The organism is Stenotrophomonas sp. HITSZ_GD (assembly GCF_029543105.1).
Lineage (GTDB): Bacteria > Pseudomonadota > Gammaproteobacteria > Xanthomonadales > Xanthomonadaceae > Stenotrophomonas_A.
The window spans coordinates 21,899-40,565 of record NZ_JARQXB010000006.1; the positions used below are offsets into that span (position 1 = coordinate 21,899).

The 18,667-nt window shown below is 71.3% G+C and carries 21 protein-coding genes; 10 read left to right on the top strand and 11 right to left on the bottom strand.

The window, feature by feature from the left end:
- Positions 1-15: 15 nt before the first annotated feature.
- Positions 16-1,866, bottom strand: coding sequence for a M48 family metallopeptidase (locus P6166_RS07885; protein WP_277763926.1), 1,851 nt, complete (start codon positions 1,864-1,866; stop codon positions 16-18).
- A gap of 145 nt (positions 1,867-2,011) precedes the next feature.
- On the opposite strand from P6166_RS07885, the gene speE reads away from it, so the two are divergent.
- The 3 genes from speE to P6166_RS07900 all read left to right on the top strand — a co-directional run bounded on the left by speE (position 2,012) and on the right by P6166_RS07900 (position 4,883).
- A complete protein-coding gene (speE, locus tag P6166_RS07890) occupies positions 2,012-2,869 on the top strand; it encodes a polyamine aminopropyltransferase (RefSeq protein WP_277763927.1) in 858 nt (285 codons plus the stop codon).
- Positions 2,870-2,879: 10 nt separating this feature from the next.
- Positions 2,880-4,052: an MFS transporter gene (locus P6166_RS07895; RefSeq protein WP_277763928.1), complete on the top strand. Its 1,173-nt coding sequence runs from the start codon at positions 2,880-2,882 to the stop codon at positions 4,050-4,052.
- Positions 4,053-4,223: 171 nt separating this feature from the next.
- A complete protein-coding gene (locus tag P6166_RS07900) occupies positions 4,224-4,883 on the top strand; it encodes a kinase (protein WP_277763929.1) in 660 nt (219 codons plus the stop codon).
- A 17-nt stretch (positions 4,884-4,900) separates the two neighbouring features.
- On the opposite strand, the gene P6166_RS07905 is transcribed toward P6166_RS07900, so the two are convergent.
- Positions 4,901-5,239, bottom strand: a complete 339-nt coding sequence (locus P6166_RS07905) for a P-II family nitrogen regulator (protein WP_057645235.1) — start codon at positions 5,237-5,239, stop codon at positions 4,901-4,903.
- Positions 5,240-5,389: 150 nt separating this feature from the next.
- Here P6166_RS07905 and P6166_RS07910 point away from each other — a divergent pair, with 150 nt between their 5' ends.
- Positions 5,390-5,644: an accessory factor UbiK family protein gene (locus P6166_RS07910; RefSeq protein WP_277763930.1), complete on the top strand. Its 255-nt coding sequence runs from the start codon at positions 5,390-5,392 to the stop codon at positions 5,642-5,644.
- 21 nt (positions 5,645-5,665) lie between these two features.
- Complete coding sequence (locus P6166_RS07915) at positions 5,666-7,177, top strand: YifB family Mg chelatase-like AAA ATPase (protein WP_277763931.1); 1,512 nt, start codon at positions 5,666-5,668, stop codon at positions 7,175-7,177.
- Positions 7,178-7,321: 144 nt separating this feature from the next.
- On the opposite strand, the gene P6166_RS07920 is transcribed toward P6166_RS07915, so the two are convergent.
- The 3 genes from P6166_RS07920 to ompR are packed head-to-tail and all read right to left on the bottom strand — an operon-like array spanning position 7,322 to position 10,181.
- Positions 7,322-8,200: an alpha/beta hydrolase gene (locus tag P6166_RS07920; protein WP_277763932.1), complete on the bottom strand. Its 879-nt coding sequence runs from the start codon at positions 8,198-8,200 to the stop codon at positions 7,322-7,324.
- Positions 8,197-9,456 (bottom strand): ATP-binding protein, encoded by a 1,260-nt coding sequence (locus tag P6166_RS07925; RefSeq protein WP_277763933.1) that lies wholly within the window; start codon positions 9,454-9,456, stop codon positions 8,197-8,199. Before P6166_RS07925 ends, P6166_RS07920 begins: the two co-directional genes overlap by 4 nt.
- Positions 9,453-10,181 carry a two-component system response regulator OmpR gene (gene ompR, locus P6166_RS07930; RefSeq protein WP_277763934.1) on the bottom strand — a complete coding sequence of 243 codons (729 nt, stop codon included), beginning with the start codon at positions 10,179-10,181 and terminating at the stop codon, positions 9,453-9,455. Before ompR ends, P6166_RS07925 begins: the two co-directional genes overlap by 4 nt.
- Before the next feature lie 178 nt (positions 10,182-10,359).
- Here ompR and P6166_RS07935 point away from each other — a divergent pair, with 178 nt between their 5' ends.
- From P6166_RS07935 to P6166_RS07945, 3 genes are all read left to right on the top strand, one after another.
- Complete coding sequence (locus P6166_RS07935) at positions 10,360-10,899, top strand: hypothetical protein (protein ID WP_277763935.1); 540 nt, start codon at positions 10,360-10,362, stop codon at positions 10,897-10,899.
- 35 nt (positions 10,900-10,934) lie between these two features.
- Positions 10,935-11,210 carry an EF-hand domain-containing protein gene (locus P6166_RS07940; RefSeq protein WP_277763936.1) on the top strand — a complete coding sequence of 92 codons (276 nt, stop codon included), beginning with the start codon at positions 10,935-10,937 and terminating at the stop codon, positions 11,208-11,210.
- A 161-nt stretch (positions 11,211-11,371) separates the two neighbouring features.
- Positions 11,372-11,863 (top strand): lipocalin family protein, encoded by a 492-nt coding sequence (locus tag P6166_RS07945; RefSeq protein ID WP_277763937.1) that lies wholly within the window; start codon positions 11,372-11,374, stop codon positions 11,861-11,863.
- Positions 11,864-11,873: 10 nt separating this feature from the next.
- Here the strand turns inward: P6166_RS07945 and P6166_RS07950 are convergent, their stop codons facing one another.
- Positions 11,874-12,053, bottom strand: coding sequence for a hypothetical protein (locus P6166_RS07950; RefSeq protein ID WP_277763938.1), 180 nt, complete (start codon positions 12,051-12,053; stop codon positions 11,874-11,876).
- A 21-nt stretch (positions 12,054-12,074) separates the two neighbouring features.
- On the bottom strand, positions 12,075-12,392 hold the full coding sequence (locus P6166_RS07955) for a hypothetical protein (protein ID WP_277763939.1): 318 nt from the start codon (positions 12,390-12,392) through the stop codon (positions 12,075-12,077).
- Between the two features lie 187 nt (positions 12,393-12,579).
- On the opposite strand from P6166_RS07955, the gene P6166_RS07960 reads away from it, so the two are divergent.
- A complete protein-coding gene (locus P6166_RS07960; RefSeq protein ID WP_277763940.1) occupies positions 12,580-13,212 on the top strand; it encodes a DUF4136 domain-containing protein in 633 nt (210 codons plus the stop codon).
- 9 nt (positions 13,213-13,221) lie between these two features.
- On the opposite strand, the gene P6166_RS07965 is transcribed toward P6166_RS07960, so the two are convergent.
- Positions 13,222-14,337, bottom strand: a complete 1,116-nt coding sequence (locus P6166_RS07965) for an acyl-CoA desaturase (RefSeq protein ID WP_277763941.1) — start codon at positions 14,335-14,337, stop codon at positions 13,222-13,224.
- 10 nt (positions 14,338-14,347) lie between these two features.
- Entirely contained in the window at positions 14,348-15,403 is a 1,056-nt protein-coding gene (locus P6166_RS07970) for a ferredoxin reductase (RefSeq protein WP_277763942.1), read from the bottom strand.
- Between the two features lie 91 nt (positions 15,404-15,494).
- On the opposite strand from P6166_RS07970, the gene fabR reads away from it, so the two are divergent.
- Positions 15,495-16,148 (top strand): HTH-type transcriptional repressor FabR, encoded by a 654-nt coding sequence (gene fabR / locus P6166_RS07975; protein WP_277763943.1) that lies wholly within the window; start codon positions 15,495-15,497, stop codon positions 16,146-16,148.
- 1 nt (position 16,149) lies between these two features.
- Here the strand turns inward: fabR and P6166_RS07980 are convergent, their stop codons facing one another.
- A complete protein-coding gene (locus tag P6166_RS07980) occupies positions 16,150-16,791 on the bottom strand; it encodes a response regulator transcription factor (protein ID WP_277763944.1) in 642 nt (213 codons plus the stop codon).
- Positions 16,792-16,985: 194 nt separating this feature from the next.
- Positions 16,986-18,572, bottom strand: coding sequence for an oleate hydratase (locus P6166_RS07985; RefSeq protein WP_277763945.1), 1,587 nt, complete (start codon positions 18,570-18,572; stop codon positions 16,986-16,988).
- Between the last annotated feature and the right edge of the window lie 95 nt (positions 18,573-18,667).

Sequence of the window (18,667 nt, forward strand, 5' to 3'; positions counted from 1 at the left end):
ACCCACCTCCCATGGCTACTTGCGGTAAACAGGCTCCCCCGCGGCCTTGCGCAGCCGCCGCGCCGCCGCGCGGTACTGGCGGTTGCCGGCGAACACGATGAAGGTGCCCGGCAGCTCGATGGCGTCCACGAGGCGCTTGAGCCGCTCTGCCTCGCTGTAGATCAGGCCGCGCCAGGCCACCAGCAACACGTAGTGCGGCACGCCGCCATCGTCGCCGGGCAACTGCTTGCGCACCAGCCAGGCCTTGGCGACGCTGCGCTGCGCATCGAGCACCGCGCGCAGCGCGGCCAGCGTCGACGCATCCAGGCCGTGGGCGAGGAAGACGTCCTTGGCGCCCAGCTCGTTGCGCGCGTGGTAGCCGCGCAGGCGGGCGTCCTGCATTTGCTGCCACTCGGTGGCGATCTCGTCCTCGCCGGCGGCGTCGCCGCGCTCGCGGTAATACCTGGCCAGGTGCTGAAGGGCGACCTCGCGGCACTGCGCATCCAGGCTGATTGCCCGCCGCAGGTGCGCCACGCCGGCCGCATTGTCCGCCTCCAGCATCAGCACGCCGAGGCGGAAGTGCACGAAGGGATCGGCGGGCGCCTGTTCCAGCGCCTTGCGGTACAGCGCCATCGCCTCCACGCCCGGCACCAGAGCCTCGGATAGCCGCGCATGCTCGACCGCCTCGTCGGCACCGCGCACCGGCATCGCCTCCAGCTCGGCCAGCCGCTGCACATCGGCAGCGCGCTGGCGATGGCTTTCGCGCCAGTCGAACTCGACCTGGCGGCGCCATTGCTCGCTGAATTCGTGCTCCAGCCGGGGCAGCAGGTCGCCCAGGTAGGCCTCGGCGAAGCTGCGCGTGGGCGGGGGCACCAATGCCGGGGTCACCGCGAGCGCGGCCAGGCGCTGCGCCAGCGTGGGGTGGGTGTCGTCATGGCCCGGCGGGCGCGCGAGCAGGCGCTGCAGGCGGCGCGCGTCGTCCTCGTGCGGTTGGCGCAGGCTGTCGGCCATGTCGCGATACAGCCGCGTCGGCGGCGCCGCCTCGGTGGCGCCGCGGCGCTGCATGCCGGGCCAGAAATCCTGCGCGAGCCGCTCGCTGCCCAGGTTCACCCGCACCAGCGCATCGCCCGCCACGCGGGCGCCGGCGATGCGGGCGGCCATGGCGTCGGCCTGGTATTCCTGGTTGCGCGCCAGCACGAAGCTGTATGCGTTGAAGTACGGCGCGTACCAACGGAAGAAACGCACGAACAACGCGCTCGTCCACGAACGGCGCGCCTGCAGCTGCGCCAGCACGCGGTCCCAGCTGGCCCGTACCCGGTACACCCAGCCGCCGAAGCGGCCATGGCCGCCGCCGAAATGGCCGAATTCGTGCGCGATCACCGAGGCGAACTGCTGCGGGTCCAGCGCCTGCATCAGCGGCAGGCCCAGCACCAGGTAATGGCGGTGGCCGAACAGCCCCAGCGCGCGCGGCACCGTGGCGGCCGCGGCGTTGAGGTCGCGGTCGATGATGATGCCGTGCAGGCGGGGCGCGCCGGTCTCGCGGCGCAGGCGCTCCACCTCGACTTGCAGGGCGGGGGCCTCGTGCTTGCCGAGCCGGTAGCCCCACGGTGCGTCGAAGCGGACCCACAGGCTGCGCAGCAGCATCCAGCCGAAGGCGATCGGGATCCAGACGACCTTGAACAGCTTCAGCAGCAACAGCGGGCTGATCGCCACCAGCAGCACCACCAGCCCGACCGACACCCCGAGCGCCAGCACCAGCGCGCCGCCCAGCACGGCGAAGCCGGCCAGGGCGAGCAGCGCCACCTTGGCGCGGTACCGGCCCGGCGCGCGTGCCGCTTCCCCTTCCAGCCGCTCGATCAGCGCGCGATGCGCCACGACATCCGTCATCCCCGTTCTCCCCCGAGACGGCGCCGCTCCCCGGCGCCTGTCCGTGGATGGTAACGGACGCGTGCGGGCGCCTTCGCTACAATGCGCGCCCTCTTCCCGCCCGCCCCCTGGCCCCCGGCCACCGGGCCCGCCGCACAGGATCCCCATGAGCAGCAACGACAACTGGTACATCGAGCATTTCCAGCCCACCGGCTCGGCGATCGGCTTCCGCATCACCGGCAAGCTGGACGAGGTGCAGTCGCCGTTCCAGAAGATCGAGATCTACGACAGCACCGACTGGGGCAAGCTGATGGTCATCGATGGCGCGATGATGCTCACCAGCAAGGACAACTTCTTCTACCACGAGATGATCAGCCACCCGGTGCTGTTCACCCACGCCGCGCCCAAGCGCGTGGTGATCATCGGCGGCGGCGATTGCGGCACCCTGCGCGAAGTGCTCAAGCACCCGGGCGTGGAGAGCGCCACCCAGTGCGACATCGACGAGCAGGTCACGCGCATGTCGGAGAAGCACTTCCCCGAGCTGTGCGAATCCAACGGCGACGCGCGCGCCGAGTTGCTGTTCGACGACGGCGTGGCCTACATGGCCAACTGCCCGGCCGGCAGCGTGGACGTGGTGATCGTCGATTCGACCGACCCGGTCGGCCCGGCCGAGGGGCTGTTCAACAAGGCCTTCTACGAGAGCTGCTTCCGCGCGTTGAAGGACGATGGCATCCTCGTGCAGCAGTCTGAATCGCCGCTGGCGCTGCTGGACCTGATCAAGGAAATGCGCCAGGAGATGGGCAAGGCCGGCTTCCAGTCGTTCAAGACCCTGCCGTTCCCGCAGCCGTGCTACCCGACCGGCTGGTGGAGCGTGACGCTGGCGCGCAAGCAGGCCGGCGCGGACTTCGCCTTCCGCCAGGACGATGCGCAGGCCAAGGGCTTCGATACCCTGTACTACACCGCGCACCTGCATACCGGCGTGCTGGTCTCCCCGCCGTTCGTCGCCCGCGCCCTGGGCGAGTGATCGCGGACGGATGGCACAGGCCGACGCGCGCGTGAGCGTCGGCCCGTCGCCGTCTTCGCGTGCGCTCGAATGGGCCACGCGCGGCAGTTTCCTCGTCGCCGGCATCAACCTGTCGGCATGGGCACCGCTGGTGCCCTACGCGCGCGACCGGCTCCACGCCGGCGAAGCCGAACTGGGCCTGTTGCTGCTGGCGCTAGGCGTCGGCTCGGTCTGCGCGATGCCCGCCGCGGGCTGGGCGGCGCTACGCCTGGGTTGCCGGCGGCTGATCGTGCTGCTCGGCGGGCTCGGCATGCTGTGCCTGCCCGCGCTGGGCTTCGTATCGAGCGACGTCGGCCTGGCGTGCGTGCTGTTCGTGTACGGCGCCGCGCTCGGGGGCATGGACGTGGCGATCAACCTGCACGCGGTGACCGTCGAACGTGGCGCCACGCGCCCGCTCATGTCCGGCTTCCATGGCTGTTTCAGCGTGGGCTGCATCCTGGGCGCCGGCGGCGTGGCGGCGATGCTGTGGCTCGGCGCCGCGCCGTGGGCCGCGGTGCTGCCCGCGCTGCTGCTCAACGCACTGTGTTTGTGGCGCGGCGCGCCCCACCTGCTCCCGGCCGGCGAGGGCGGCGGCGGCTGGCACTGGCCGCATGGCCGCCTGTTGCTGCTCGGCGGCATGGCCTTCGCCACCTTCCTGATGGAAGGCGCGATGCTCGACTGGAGCGCGATCGCGTTCAACACCCTGCAACAAGTGGATACCGCGCGCGCCGGCGGCGCCTACGCGCTGTTCGCGCTCACCATGACCGCGGGCCGCTTCGCGGGCGACCGCTGGGTGGCACGGCACGGCGGCATGCCGGTGCTGCTGGTCGGCACCACGCTGGCCGTGGGCGGACTCGCGCTGGCGCTGTGGACCGCCTCCGCCGCTTGGGCGCTGGCCGGCTACGCCATCGCCGGCCTGGGGGCGGCCAACATCGCCCCGCTGGCGTTCTCCGCCGCGGGCCGCCAGGCGGGCGCGAGCCCGCAGGTGGCAGTGGCGGCCGTCTCGGCGATGGGTTACTCCGGCTCGCTGGCCGGGCCCGCACTGATCGGCTTCATCGCGCACGCCAGCAGCCTGTCGCTGGCCCTGACCTGCGTGGCCGCGGTTCTGGCCGCGGCGGTCCTGCTGGGCAGCGGCAGCGTTCGGCCCGTGGCCACTGGCCGCTGAGCCCCACCCCGCGCGTTCCATTCGCGGAACATTGCATTTTTTTAACATTCAGTATTTGAAGACTGGCGAGTTCTAAAATTCCCGCCGTCGCCAGACCGTGTCCCGGTCCCGGCGTATCCCCCCGCCGCCGCCCCACCCTTTCTTCCGGCGCGGGATCCTGAGGAGTTCGAGATGAACATGCGCGAGTCCACCGTTCTCGGTGCCGACCTTTCGGCCCCTGTCCTGTTGAAGGAAGGCACGCGCCTGCTCGAGCCCAATGTCTACCGCACCCACGTCAACGGCCGGCCGGCCGTGGTGAAGGACTACAGCCGTTATCGCCGCACGCTGCTGGCGCCGGTCGCCCGCCTGATGGTCCGCCACGAGGCGCGCATGCTGGAGCAGCTCAAGGGCTGGCGCCACGCGCCTGCCTTGCTGGGCACGCTCGGCGGGCTGGCGCTGGGCATGGAGTTCATTCCGGGCGAGACGCTCAGCGCGAGCGCGCTGGTCGGGCAGGAAGTCTTCAAGGACCTGCAGGACGCGCTGGACAAGCTGCACTCGGCCGGCATCACCCACAACGACCTGCACGGCACCAACGTGGTGGTGAGCGCCGGCGTGCCGGTGCTGATCGACTTCACCTCCGCCTGGCGCTTCCCGCGCTGGTTGCGCGAGAACCCGATCTCGCGCCAGCTGCGCCGCAGCGACAACGCCAACCTGCTGAAGATGCAGCAGCGCCTGACCGGCGTGGCGCCTTCGGCCGAGCAGGCCGCGCTCACCGCCGAGCCGGGCTGGGTGCGCCGCATCCGCACCGGCTGGAAGCGCTTCTACCGCCGCATGAAGGGCGAGGCGGCCTGAGCCGCCATGCCGGCGCGCTACAGCGCGTCGGCGTCCAGTTCGCCGGTGCGGATGCGCACCACGCTGCCCAGGTCGTAGACGAACACCTTGCCGTCGCCGATCTTGCCCGTGCCCGCCGCGCGCACGATGGCTTCCACCACCTGCTCGACCTGGTCGTCGGTGACCGCGACCTCGATCTTCACCTTCGGCAGGAAATCCACCACGTATTCCGCGCCGCGGTATAGCTCGGTGTGGCCCTTCTGGCGCCCGAAGCCCTTGACCTCGGTGGCGGTGATGCCGGCCACGCCGCAGCCGGCCAGCGCCTCGCGCACGTCGTCCAGCTTGAACGGCTTGACGATGGCCATGATCATTTTCATCGGGCGGTCCCCTCGGTTTCCGGTCGCGAAGAATAACCCGTCCATTGCGGCGAGCGGGTCGAGGCTTATCCTTACGTCATAGACACCGCGCCACCGATGGCGCGCGCCGGCCGTCCAGCCGATGCTGGCCCGGCCTACCGGAGACCTTCCATGATCGATTTCAACCACCTCGACGACCTCGCCCGCCGCCTCAGCGACCTCGTGCCGCCGGGCCTGCGCGAATCGCGCGACGAGCTGCAGGCCAGCTTCAAGAACGTGCTGCAGGCCGGGCTGTCGCGGCTGGACCTGGTGACGCGCGAGGAGTTCGACGTGCAGCGCGCGGTGTTGCTGCGCACGCGCGAGAAACTCGAGGCGCTGGAAAAAACCGTCGCAGCGCTCGAAGCGCGCAACGGCCAGCCCGGCTGACACTTCGCCCCGAGCAGCCGCATGGGCCTGGCGCTCGTGCACAGTCGTGCACGCGTGGGCGTGGCGGCTCCGGAGGTCAGGGTTGAAGTGCATCTGTCCGGCGGCCTGCCGTCGACGCAGATCGTCGGGTTGCCGGAAGCGGCGGTACGCGAATCACGCGAACGCGTGCGTGCTGCGTTGCTCTGCGCGCAGTTCGAGTTCCCCGCGCGGCGCATCACCATCAATCTGGCGCCCGCCGATCTGCCCAAGGAGGGCGGCCGGTTCGACCTGCCGATCGCGCTGGGCATCCTGGCCGCGAGCGGGCAACTGGATCGCGATGCGCTGGCCGGCCTGGAGTTCGTGGGCGAGCTGGCACTGACCGGGGAGCTGCGCGGCGTGGATGGCGTACTGACCGCCGCGCTCGCCGCGCAGGCGGATGGACGTCGCCTCGTATTTCCCGAGGCGAACACGGCCGAAGCCATGCTGGCGACGCATGCCGCGCCGCGCCCGGCGCGCACGCTGCTCCAGGTCTGCGCCGCGCTGCGTGGCGAACAGGCGTGGCCCGCAGCGGTGGAGACGGAAACGCCAGCCACGCTGGCACCGTGCGGCCCCGACCTGGCCGAGGTGCGCGGCCAGCCGCAGGCGCGACGCGCGCTGGAAATCGCGGCGGCCGGCGGGCACCACCTGCTCTTGTGCGGCAGCCCCGGAAGCGGAAAGACGCTGCTCGCGGCCTGCCTGCCCGGGCTGCTGCCGCCGCTGGAGGCGAGTGAAGCGCTGGAGGTCGCCGCGATCGCCTCGGCCAGCACGCAGGGGCTGGATACGGCGCGCTGGCGCCAGCGCCCTTTCCGGAGGCCTCATCACACCGCCAGCGCGGTGGCGCTGGCCGGCGGCGGCCCGATCGCGCGGCCGGGCGAGATTTCGCTCGCGCATCACGGCGTGCTGTTCCTCGACGAGCTGCCGGAGTGGTCGCGGCACACGCTGGAGGTGCTGCGCGAGCCGCTGGAGTCGGGCCTCATCAGCCTGTCGCGCGCGGCGCGCCACGTGGAATTTCCCGCCCGCTTCCAGCTGGTCGGGGCCATGAACCCCTGCCCGTGCGGCTGGGCCGGTGATGCCAGTGGACGCTGCCGGTGTACGGGCGATGCCATCACCCGGTACCGCGCCCGGCTGTCTGGCCCCTTGCTGGAGCGCATCGACCTGCACATCGAAGTACCCCGCCTGCCGCCGAGCGCGCTACGGCAGCAGGCGCCACGCAGCGAGGATTCGACGCGCGTCGCCCAGCGCGTGGCGGAGGCGCGACGACGCCAGGTTGAGCGCGCCGGCCGGCTCAACGCGCACCTGGACGCCGCGCTGACCGCGCGCGACTGCGTGTTGTCGGCGCCGGACGAGCGGCTGCTCGAACAGGCCATCGAGCAATGGCAGCTATCCGCGCGCTCGCTGCATCGCATCCTGCGGGTGGCGCGCACCATCGCCGATCTCGGCGACAGCGTTCGCATCGAACGCGCGCACCTGATGGAAGCCATCGGTTACCGCCGGCGCGAGGGCGAGGTGCGTTGATCTTGCGCAAGCGGTGCACGTACCTCGCCATGCGCCAGGTCGAGACCCACAGCACGGGCATGCACTATGCGGGAGCGCCTCGTGAGTGGCGTCGTCGGAAAGGACACCATGGCCCGCCACCCGCGCACCGACTCGCCGGCGGCTTTACCTGCGCGGGGCCAGCAAGCCGTCGATGTAGCGGTCCACCGCTGCCGTGTACGCCGACGCCTCACCCAGCGCACGGTTGATCTGCATGTGCGACAGATCCTCCGGCAACACCTCAATCGCCACCCCGAACCCGGCCGCTCTGCGGGACAGCGCTTGCGCCTGCGGGCAGCTGTCCACCCGCCGGCTGGAGCACACGGCCAGCATCGGCAGTGAATCACGACCCAGATGGTGGTACGGCGAGGCGCGGCGCCAGTCATCTGGATTCGTGCCAAACGCATCGTCATACAGGCGCAGGTGGCGCGGCGCCTGCATCATCTGCGGCACATCCATCACCGCACTATCCAGCGCCACCACGCCCAGCGGGCGCGTCGCCCCGGCCGCGGCAAGGCGTGACACATCGCTGCCCAGCAACGCCACCAGATGCGCGCCCGCCGAATGCCCCATCAGCACGACGCGGCCGGGGTCGGCGCCCCATCGCTCGGCATGCCGCTGCACCCAGGCCACGGCATGGGCCACATCGTCGGCCTGCTGCAGCGGACCGGCCTCGGGCAGGAGGCGGTAGTCGACCGAGACGACCACATAGCCGCGCGGTAGCCAGTGCGCGGCCTTGGGCTGCGCCAACCCGGGGTTGTCGCGGCCGCCGCGGCGCCAACCGCCGCCGTGCACGATCAGCAGGATCGGCGATTGCCGCGCCTGGGCGGGGATGTACACATCCAGCAGCTGCGTCGGGTCATCGCCGTAGCGCAGCGCCTTTTCCACGCGGCTGCCCGGCGGCAACACGCTGTCGGCACCGCGCAGTGCGCGCCATTCTCCTGCGGGCGCGGCGTTCACGAAGGCGGCGAGCAGGACCACACACAGGACGATCCAGGGCTTCATTCGGCGTTTCCAGCAGAGAGTTGGAGGACGGCGCGCAGGCCGTGCGGGAGGTTGGCTTCCAGCCGCAAGGCCCCCGCATGCTGGCGGGCGATGCGCTCGACGATCGCCAGGCCCAGGCCGGCGCCACCAGCGCGCGCGTCGTGCACGAACGGCCGCATGGCTTGCGCGGCTTGTACAGGCGTCATGCCGGGGCCGTGGTCGGCCACCTCCAGCCGCCAGCCCCCGGCCTCGGGCGAGAGCGCCAGCTCGAACGGTGCCGCGCCATGCCGCTGCGCATTGCCGACCAGGTTCTCTATCGCGCGCGCCAGCGCAACCGGCCGGCCGCGCATCGGCGCTTGCGGCGGCAGCACGACGCGCCACCCGGCGTGATGGGCCGACAGCACGCCGGCACACAGGCTGGCGAGGTCGAGCGGCTGCATCGCTTCGTCGCGTCCGTCGCGCGCATAGGCGATGAACTGCGACAGGATCGCGTCGATCTCGGCGATGTCGTGCTCCATGCCTTCGCGCAGCGCGGGTTCGGCTTCCGGCAGCAACGCCAGCGCGTACTGCAATCGCGTCAGCGGCGTACGCAGGTCGTGCGAGATGCCGGCCAGCATCACCGCGCGCTCGGCGGCGACTTCGCGCGCTTCGGCACTGGCCTGCGCCAGTGCGGCGGCAAGTTCTTCCACTTCGCGGGGCGCACCGGGCGCGAGCGGATGCAACGGCTCGCCCTGCACGAGCGTTGGCGCCTGCCTGGCCAGCGCGCGCAGCGGCTGTACGAGGCGGCGCGCGAAGCCGGCCGCCGCCAGCCATGTCAGCAGCGCCAAGCCCGCCAGCATGCCTAGCGACCAGCGGCGCGCTACCCGCGGCGGATCGCTGCGCAGCGCGACCCACACCGGCGTTGGCGTGGCCAGCCCAAGCCACCACCGGCTGCCGGTGTCGCCGCGCTCGCGCCGCAAGCTGCGGCCCGGTGCCAGCCGCGGCACGGCTACCGCGCCGAGTCGCTCCGCCAAGGGCATCGCGCGGCCGGGCGCTTCGGTGCGCACCTCCAGGCCGGCCTGGCGCAGCCAGTCCACCGCCGCTTGCGGGGACTGCTGCCGCGCCATCGCCTCGGCGGCATCGGCGAAGCCGGCCAGCGCACGCAGGCGTTGCGGTCCATCGGATGGCAGCGCGACCTCGCGCGTGAGCACCACCGTCCACAGCGCGGCGCCGAGCAGGACCAGGGCCAACACCAGCACCAGCTGGCCGAACACGCTGCGCGGTCGCAGGCGGATCACGCCACGTCCCCGGCCGGGGGCGGCACGAACACGTACCCCACCCCCCACACGGTCTGGATCACGCGCGGCGCATGGCTGTCACGTTCGACCAATTTGCGCAGCCGCGCCACGGTGACATCGATGCTGCGCTCGAAGGCCTGGTGTTCGCGACCGTGGGCCAGGCTCATCAGGCGGTCGCGGCTCAGCGGCTGGTGCGGATGGCGCAGCAGTACCGACAGCACGGCGAATTCGGCCGTGGTCAACAGCACTTCCTCCTCTCCCCGGCGCAGCACGCGCGTGGCCAGGTCCAACCGGTGCGCGCCGATTGCCATCGTGCCGCCCTGCGGCTGCGGCGCGCCGGCGCCCGCAGGGCCGGCACGTCGCAACACGGCGCGGATGCGCGCAAGCAGTTCGCGCGGGCTGACCGGCTTGGGCAGGTAGTCGTCGGCGCCGATCTCCAGGCCGAGGATGCGGTCGATCTCGTCGCCCTTGGCCGTGAGCATCACCACCGGCGTATGGTCGCCGCGGCCACGCAGGTCGCGGCACAAGGTGAGGCCATCGTCGCCGGGCAGCATGAGGTCGAGCACGATCAGGTCGTAGTGGCCGCGATCCAGCGCATGGCGCATCTGGGTGCCATCGCCGACGCCGCGCACCTGGAAGCCCTGCCCCTCCAGGTAGCGGGCCAGCAGCTCGCGCAGGCGCGGATCGTCGTCGACCAGCAGCAGCCGGGGCAGGGTGTCGTCCATGGCGCCACTATCGGGCCACGCGATCGCTCCGGGCAATGCGGCCGCCGGCCGAGGTGTAAGCAAATGTTTCGACACCCGGCGTCAGAAACATCTGCTCGCCGATGCGGGCGACCCTGCGGCCACGGCGGCGCTAGCGTGTCCTGCGGCGGCATTCCGACCGCCGAACAGGAGCCCCGACATGAGAGCGACGTCTACCCTTCCCCTCTGCCTGGCGGTGCTGTGCGCCGCCGGCCTCTCCCTGCACAGCGCCGATGCCGACGCCGGACGTGTGCGCGCGCACGGCGTGGCCGCCGGAGCGGACGGCCGCGCGGCCGGAACCGTCGCCGCCGGCCAGAACGCGCGTGGTGCGTATGCACGTGGCCACCACCTCGTGGGCGATCGCCAGGGCAATGTGCACGGCGGCAGCAGCGCGGCGGTGGTCGGTGCGGCCGGCGGGCAGGCGCAGCGCCAGGGCAGCTTCAGCCGGCAGGCCGACGGCAGCGCCGCGCACGCCGGATCATTTAGTGCGCAAGGCGCGCAGGGCGGCACGCTCGCCAGCAGCGGCAACATCGCCCGCGACGCCGACGGCCAGCTCGACGGCAGCCGCAGTACCACCGCCACCGGCCGCAACGGCGGTAGCTACGTCGGCGCGACCCAGGTCGCCGATGGGCACGTCACCCATACCGGCAGTTGCCGCACTGCCGCGGGCGAAACCATCGCCTGCCCGGGCGGCCGCTGATGCCACGGAGCGCCCGCATGCGATGGCTCGCCCTCATGTCCCTGGCCGCCTTGTCCTGGCCGCTCATCGCGTCGGCCCAGGCGCCGGCCGCGTCCTCGCTCACCGACGCGCAGCGCGAGCGCCTCGCGCAGGCGGCGGAGCGTTTCCGCGCGGCCGATACGAACCACGACGGCCAGATCAGCCGCGCGGAAGCCGACGCTTCGCTGCCGCGTATCGCCAAACGCTTCGACCAGCTCGATGCCGATGGCAATGGGCAGCTATCGGCCGACGAGTTCCGCGAGGCCATGGCGCGGGCGCGGGCCCAGCGCTGAGCTGCCCGCCCGGCGTAGCGGCGCCGGCCCAGCGCTTGGCAGGGGCATTCGCGAGGCGCCGGGCCGGGCGCCTCAGCCAACACGCGCCCACCACGCGGCGACCACGCGCGGTTGATGCGGCGCGCCCTACGGTGAGCGCCCTGCCCCTAGCGGAGTTGCCCGTGACCCATTCCGACGTTGTCGCCATTCCATCGCTCGACCTGCAGCGCTACCTGGGCACCTGGTACGAGATCGCGCGGCTGCCCATGCGCTACGAGCCGGCCAATGCCACCGACGTCTCCGCGCACTACGCGCTGGACGAGGACGGCAAGGTCAACGTGCGCAACCGTTGCCGGGTGGAGGGCAAGGTCGAGGAATCCGTCGGGCAGGCCACGCCGGTGGACGCGGGCAACAGCAAGCTGGAGGTGAGTTTCCTGCCCGAAGGTCTGCGCTGGATTCCCTTCACCAAGGGCGACTACTGGGTGCTGAAGCTCGACGCGGACTACCAGGTCGCGCTGGTGGGCACGCCGAACCGGGAATACCTGTGGTTGCTGGCGCGCCAGCCGCAGCTCGACGCCGCCTCGCGCTTGCTGTTCCTGGACGAGGCGCGCCGCCAGGGCTTTGATCTTTCCAAGCTGATCGACACGCCGCATACCGGCGCGCCGACCGCCTGACGCCGGGCCCTCAGGGGCGCGGCGGGGTCAGCGTATCCAGCTCGCGGGCGGCCGCCTCGGCCGCCTCCAGCGTATCGAAGGCCACGCCGGTATCGCCGACCACGTACTTGTCGCGCTGCTGCGCGCCCGCCGTCTCCGTGACCCGGTAGATCGGATTGGCGTCACTGCCGCCCACTCGCTGCTTGTCCATCTTCGTCTCCTCAATGGAGGGTCAGGCTAGTGGCCCGCGAGCGGCGGTGGCGTGAACGCGCCAGCCCCACGCGGCCCACGCGGATGCCAGCACGCCGAGCAGGGTGAACAGGTAGGCCAGGGCGGCAAACGGCAGCGCGGTGTCGTGGATCAGGCCACGGGTGTCCATGGATGGCTCGTGCCAGGCCGCGGCCGCCCAGGCGCCGCCCGCGCACCAGAAGCCTGCCGCGGCCATACGCCAGCGACCACGCGGATGGGCGCGGCGCCATGCCATGCGGGTGGACAGCCCGCCCAGCGCGAACAGCAGCGCGAGGGCGAAGGCGAAGGCGATGAAATCCATGCGGCACTCCGTGAGGTTGGGGCGGCCACGGTGGATCGCCTCGGTGAAGTCGGCGCGAAGTCGCCGGCACGATCCGCCACCTCATGCGATTTTTCCAAGCCGTGGGCACGCCCGCCGCTTGCACACGGCGGACAAGCGGACGCTCGGCTATGCTCGGCCCACCTCGACCGGCAAGGAGCAGGCAGTCATGCGTTATCGGCTTATCGTGGGTATAGGGGCGCTGTGCCTGCTGGCGGGCAGCGGTTGTTCCAGCGACATGGGCGCGCGCGTGGCGCCCACCAGCCAGGTCACGGTGTCGATGCCGGCCACGCAGTTGCCGGGTCCGCACTACGCCTGGGTGCCGATGCCGGCCCAGTTGCCCGCCGAATCCGACCCGCGCGTGCTGGACCCGCAGTTCCGCACGCGCCTGCAAGCCGCGCTGGATCGCGCCCTGCAGGCCAAGGGCTACACGCTCGCGCCGAGCGCGTCGCAGGCCGATTTCCTGGTCGCCTACCGCGTGGGCGTGCGCGATGGCGAGCAGGTGCTGCTGCGCGACGAGGGCGTCGGCAGCCAGCCCACGCCGCAAGCGGCGGTGGAGTGCACCAGCAACGGGTGTTCGCAGATGGTGGTGCCCGGTGGCGACGGTGCGCCGGTGATGGATATCCGCCGTGCACGCTATACCGAAGGCGCGCTGCAGGTGGAGGCGATCGAGCGCTCGTCGATCCGCGTGGTGTGGCGCGCGCTCAACCGCGGCACCGTGAGCCGCAAGGACGACAGCGCCACGCGGCTGGATGCCATCGCGCGCGAGACGCTGGCGCAGCTGCCGCTCGCGTCGCGCTGAGCGCGGGCCTCAGGCGCCCTGCTGCACCAGCGGCTGGGGCGCCGGGGCGCGGCTGGGCAGTGCGTGGCGCAGGATGCGCCACGCCACCTGGCCGAACTGCCGCGGCAACGAGCCAGTGTTGTAGTGCTGGCCGTAGCGCGCGCAGATCTGCTTCACCTCGCGGCCAATCGCGGCGTAGCGGTTCGCCGGCAGGTCCGGATAGAAATGGTGTTCGATCTGGTGGCTGAGGTTGCCGGTGAGCACGTCGATCACCGGGCCGCCGCTGATGTTGGAAGAACCCCGCAGCTGGCGCAGGTACCAGTGCCCGCGTGACTCGTCGCGGATGCATTCCTTGGGGAACACTTCGGCGTCGGCGGTGAAGTGGCCGCAGAAGATCACCACGAACGTCCAGACGTTGCGCATGCCGTTAGCGACCAGGTTGCCCAGCAGCACCGGCAGGAAGAACGGGCCGGCCAGCAGCGGGAACACTACGTAATCCTTGAGTAACTGGCGCGCGGCCTTCCGGCCCACCGGGCGGGCGATGCGCAGCAGCTGGCGGGTCTTCATCTTGCCGGTGAACCAGCGGCCCACGCGCAGGTCCTGGATCGCCACGCCCCACTGGAACAGCAGCGCGAACACCACCGCGATCGGCGGCTGCAGCAGGTAGAACGGGCGCCAGCGCTGCTCGGGGAAGATGCGCAGCAGGCCATAGCCGATGTCGTCGTCCATGCCGCGCACGTTGGTGTAGGTGTGGTGGCGGAAGTTGTGCGTCTTGCGCCAGTTGTCGCCGGTGGCGACGATGTCCCACTCGTAGGTGGCGCCCTGCAGGTGCGCATCGCCCATCCAGTCGTACTGGCCATGCATGACGTTGTGGCCGAGCTCCATGTTCTCCAGGATCTTCGACAGGCCCAGCAGCAGCGTGCCGGCGATCCACGCCGGCCACAGCAGCACCGGCACGAACGCGCCCAGGAACAGCAGCGCGCGGCCGGCCACGCCCGTCCAGCGCACGGCGGCCACGATGCGGCGGATGTAGATCGCATCGCGGGCGCCGAGGTCGGCGGTCACGCGGCGGCGCAGCGCGTCCAGTTCCTCGCCGAAGCGATCCAGTTCGGCCGGCGTCAGCACGCGGTTGGTGGGGCGGGTCATGCGGGGTTCCTCAGAGTTCCAGGATCAGGTCGGTGCTCGGCGCCTGCACGCACAGGCGCACCGGCGCGGCGGGCTCGTCGTGCCGCTGGCCGCTGAGCAGGTGGCGGGTGGCGCCACTCTGGCGCTGGCACACACAGGTGTTGCAGATGCCCATGCGGCAACCGTGGCGCGGCTTCAGCCCATGCGCTTCCAGGCCCTCGAGCAGCGACACGGCGCGCGGCAGGCGCAGCGTGCGGCCGCTGCGGGCAAGCACGACCTCCACCTCGCCGTCTTCGGCCAGCGTCTGTTCGGGCGCGCTGAAGGCCTCGGCCTCGTAGCCTGCTGCCTGCTCCGCCACGCGCGCGCGCGCAGCCTGCACGAAGCCGCCCGGCCCGCAGGCCAGCACCTGCGTGCCTTCCAGCGCCGGCCAGTACGACGGCGTGAGCGCGTCCACGCGCGCGGCGCCTTCGCCGGTCACGTGCAGCTGCACGCGCAGGCGCGGGTGGGCGTGCGCCAACGCCAGCAGTTCCTGCGCGAAGCAGGCCTCCTCGCGGCGGCGCGTCCAGTACATCAGGGTGATGTCGCGGTCCAGGCCGCGTTCGGCCTGCGCGCGCAGCAGCGCGCGCATCGGCGTGATGCCGCTGCCGGCGGCCAACATCAGCACCGGCGCGTTGCCGTGCGGCCAGCGGAAATCGCCGAAGCCCTGTCCCAGCTCGAACACCTCGCCGATACGGGCGTGTTGCGCCAGGTGCGGGCTCACCCGCCCGCCGGCCTGCGTCTTGACGGTGATCTCCAGGCGGCCGGGCGCAATTACGGTGGGGCTGTAATGCCGGCGCAACCACGTGCCCTGAAGCTGCACGCCAAGCTCCACGTGCTGACCGGGCGCGACGCCTCGCCAATGGCGATTGGCCTGCAGCAACAAAGTGACCGCGCCCTCCCCTTCCTCGCGACGGGCAATGAGGCGCGCACGCGGGCGCTCCCACGTCCACAGCGGATTCAGGCGCGTGGCCCAGAAGTCGAAGAAGGCCGGGTCGAGCCAGCGCCGGGTGGCATCGAAGGACGAAGTGGGAGTCAGGAGAGCTGCCATGCGCGCACTATACGCATGCGCGCACAGCTGTGTATACAGTTGTATATTCCGGCAGGCGCTATGATTCAGCCTTGCGTCCGCCGGAACCATCATGCCCGCCAGCGTTACCGCCCCCGACCTGCCCGACACTGCCCCGGCCCGCAAGCCGGCGATCTCGCGCGAGGACCTGCTGGCTGCGGCGCTGAAGCTGATCGGGCCGCACCGCAGCCTGTCCACCTTGAGCCTGCGCGAGGTGGCCCGCGAGGCCGGTATCGCGCCGAACAGCTTCTACCGGCAGTTCCGTGACATGGACGAGCTGGCCGTGGCGCTGATCGACCTGGCCGGCCGCTCGCTGCGCACGATCATCGGCCAGGCGCGCGAGCGCGCGACCTCCACCGAGCGCAGCGTGATCCGGGTTTCGGTGGAGACCTTCATGGAGCAGCTGCGCGCCGACGACAAGCTGCTGCACGTGCTGTTGCGCGAAGGCGCGGTGGGCTCGGATGCGTTCAAGCACGCCGTGGAGCGCGAGCTGAATTACTTCGAGGAAGAACTGCAGCACGACCTGGTGCGGCTGGCCGCGGCCGATGGCGCGGTGCTGCACGAGCCGGCGCTGGTCGCCAAGGCGATCACCCGGTTGGTGTTCGCGATGGGGGCCACCGCGATGGACCTGCCGCCGGAACGCGACGAAGAACTGGTCCAGCAGATTTCGCAGATGCTGCGGATGATCATCACCGGCGCACGCCAGCTGGGCGCGTCCGCGCACTGAGTCAGGCCAACCCCGTCGCCCGGGCGTAGGCATAGGCTTCGGCGTGGCTGCGCAAGCGCAGCTTGGCCATCGCTGAACGCTTCTGCCGGCTTACCGTCTTGACGCTGCGGTCCAGTCGTTGCGCCACTTCGGTAACCCGCATTCCGCGCACGAACAGCTCGAATACCTCGCGCTCGCGTGCGGTCAACGTCGGCCTGGACGCCCCTCGGGCCGGAGAGCCGATATGGCGCACGCCGCCGCTACCCGAAGGGCCTGGGTAACGCCCGCCGGCATGCACCTGCACGATCGCGCGCGGCAGCTCGCGCAACGGTGTGGTCTTGAGCAGCACGCCGGCCACGCCCGTGGCCGCGATCAAGTCGATCAGCGCGAGATGGTCGCGCACGGTGAACACCAGCACCCGCAGGGCCGGCCAGCGCGCCTGCAACTGCCACAGCATCGGCGCGCCGTCGGCATGCCTGCTGCCGGGCATGTGCAGGTCCACCAGCAGCACGTCGCACTCGCACGCCTGCAACAGCGCGAACAAGGCATCCACCGAGTCGGCCTCGCCCACCACGCGGATGCCGGGAACGGGCGCCAGCGCGCGGCGCACCCCCGTGCGCACCAGCGGGTGGTCGTCGGCCACGATGGTCCTGATCGCCGCCACGCGGGGCGCTCCTGGCATGAGGGGCGCGAAGGCTAGCAAGCCGGGCGCGGTGGCGAGGCGGCTTTCGCCGCGAACCGCCCGATCGCGCGAATGATCCGCCCGGCGTGCCACCGCCGTGCCCAAGACCGCGGTCACGCGGGCGATGCGGCCCGCGCCGGCATGCCCATGTCAGCCGGGTTGACGGTGCGCGCGGCTCACGACGGTGTCCACTGCGCGGCGTTGACCAGGCGCTCGACCATCGCCTCCGGCACGTCGTCGTCCACGCGCACCGCCGGCAGTGGACGGTCCACCCCCAGCAGCGCGTACACCGCGGCCTGCGCGCTGCGCACGGAGTATTCGATAGTCAGTGCGGTCTCCTCGGCCAGCTCCACGTACTGGCCCAGGAAGGCCAGGTTGCGCGAACCCGCCGGCACGGGCGGGGGACGGTCGCCGGCGGCGCGCGGCATGAACGGGCTGGTGACGTAGGGCATCGTGCAGGGGATGCAGTTCGACGCGGCCAGCAGGTTCTCGCGCTCGCGCTCCGGGCTCTGCAGCTGGAACAGCACTTCTTCCAGGATCTCCGCGCCGGTGCACTCGCGCATCGGCTTGCGCACCAGATCGCCCGGGCGGTCGTGCGCGAGCCCATAGCCCCACCACACCGACACGCTGTCGGGCTGCTCGACGAAGAACGGCTGCGGGTACAGTGCCAGCGTCAGCAGCCATCCCGAGCCATTGAAGCGGATCAGCTCGCCTTGCCGGCCCACGTTGTCGCGGAAACGGGCCAGCAGCGCGAGGAAGCTCGGGTCGTCGGTGGTGACGGTGAACGAGGTCCACTGCGAATCGTTGACGCTGCCACTGAAGGCCTGCGGGTTGCCCAGGCCAGGGCGCTGCAGCGCCAGCCGCCGCCACAAGGCCCACGCATCGGTGGCCGGCGCGTGGCCGGGCGACAGCGGCGCCGGCTCGATCATCGAGCCGAAGGTGGTGTCGGCCGCCATCGAACCGAGGGTGATGAACACCCGGTCGCCGTCCTCCAGGTCATGTCGGCGCGCCAGGCCGTCCTCGATCAGGTGCAGCGCGGTGACCTGCAGCGCGTGCGGATCGTCGGCCACCCCCACGTCGGCCACCAACGCGCGCATCTGGAAGCGCACGCCCTGCGCGGCGAGCCAGCGCTGCAACGGCAACGCCAGGCTTTCGTAGGGGCTGAAGCGCGTGCGGTGGATGTCGTCCGCGTCCGCATGCGCACCGAGGTGGCCGGTATGCCGGCGCAGGTAGCGCCGCCACTCCGCCGCGCTGTGCCAGCGGCGCAGCGCGAACGGCGTGGACCATTCCAGCCAGAAGGCGGTAGAGAAGAAATCCTCGTCGAAGCAGTCGACGATGCGCTGCCCCAGCAGCGCCGACTCCGGTGCGCGCAGCAGCTGCACCAGGCCATCGCGATGGCGTTCGCTCAGGCCGGTGGCCCACGCCTTGGCCGCCTGCCCGCGCGGCGCCACCAAGCGCAGCCGCGTGGCACCGCGACCGGCCGACGCGCGCCGCCTCTCCTCGTTCACCGAGATATGCGGGTTGCTGACCGAGGGAATGGACTCCATCAGATCGAACGTGCAGGCGTCCTGCCCGGCGAACATTCGGCTGCCGCACATGTGGTAGCCGGTGGCCGCGCTGCCGCGTGCATCCAGCGCGCCGCCAAAACCCGGGCTCGCCTCGAATACGACGATGTCCTGGCCCGGCACGCCCGCATCCCGGATCAGGAAAGCGGCGCCCGCCAGCGACGCGATGCCGCTGCCCACGAAGTAATGCCTGCTCATTCGCCAAATCCATGCGAGGTTCGAAAATCGCCGGCCGCTTGCCCCGCGCGCACCGGCCGAGCGAGGTTACGGCCAGACGACGCTAGCGGGATGTG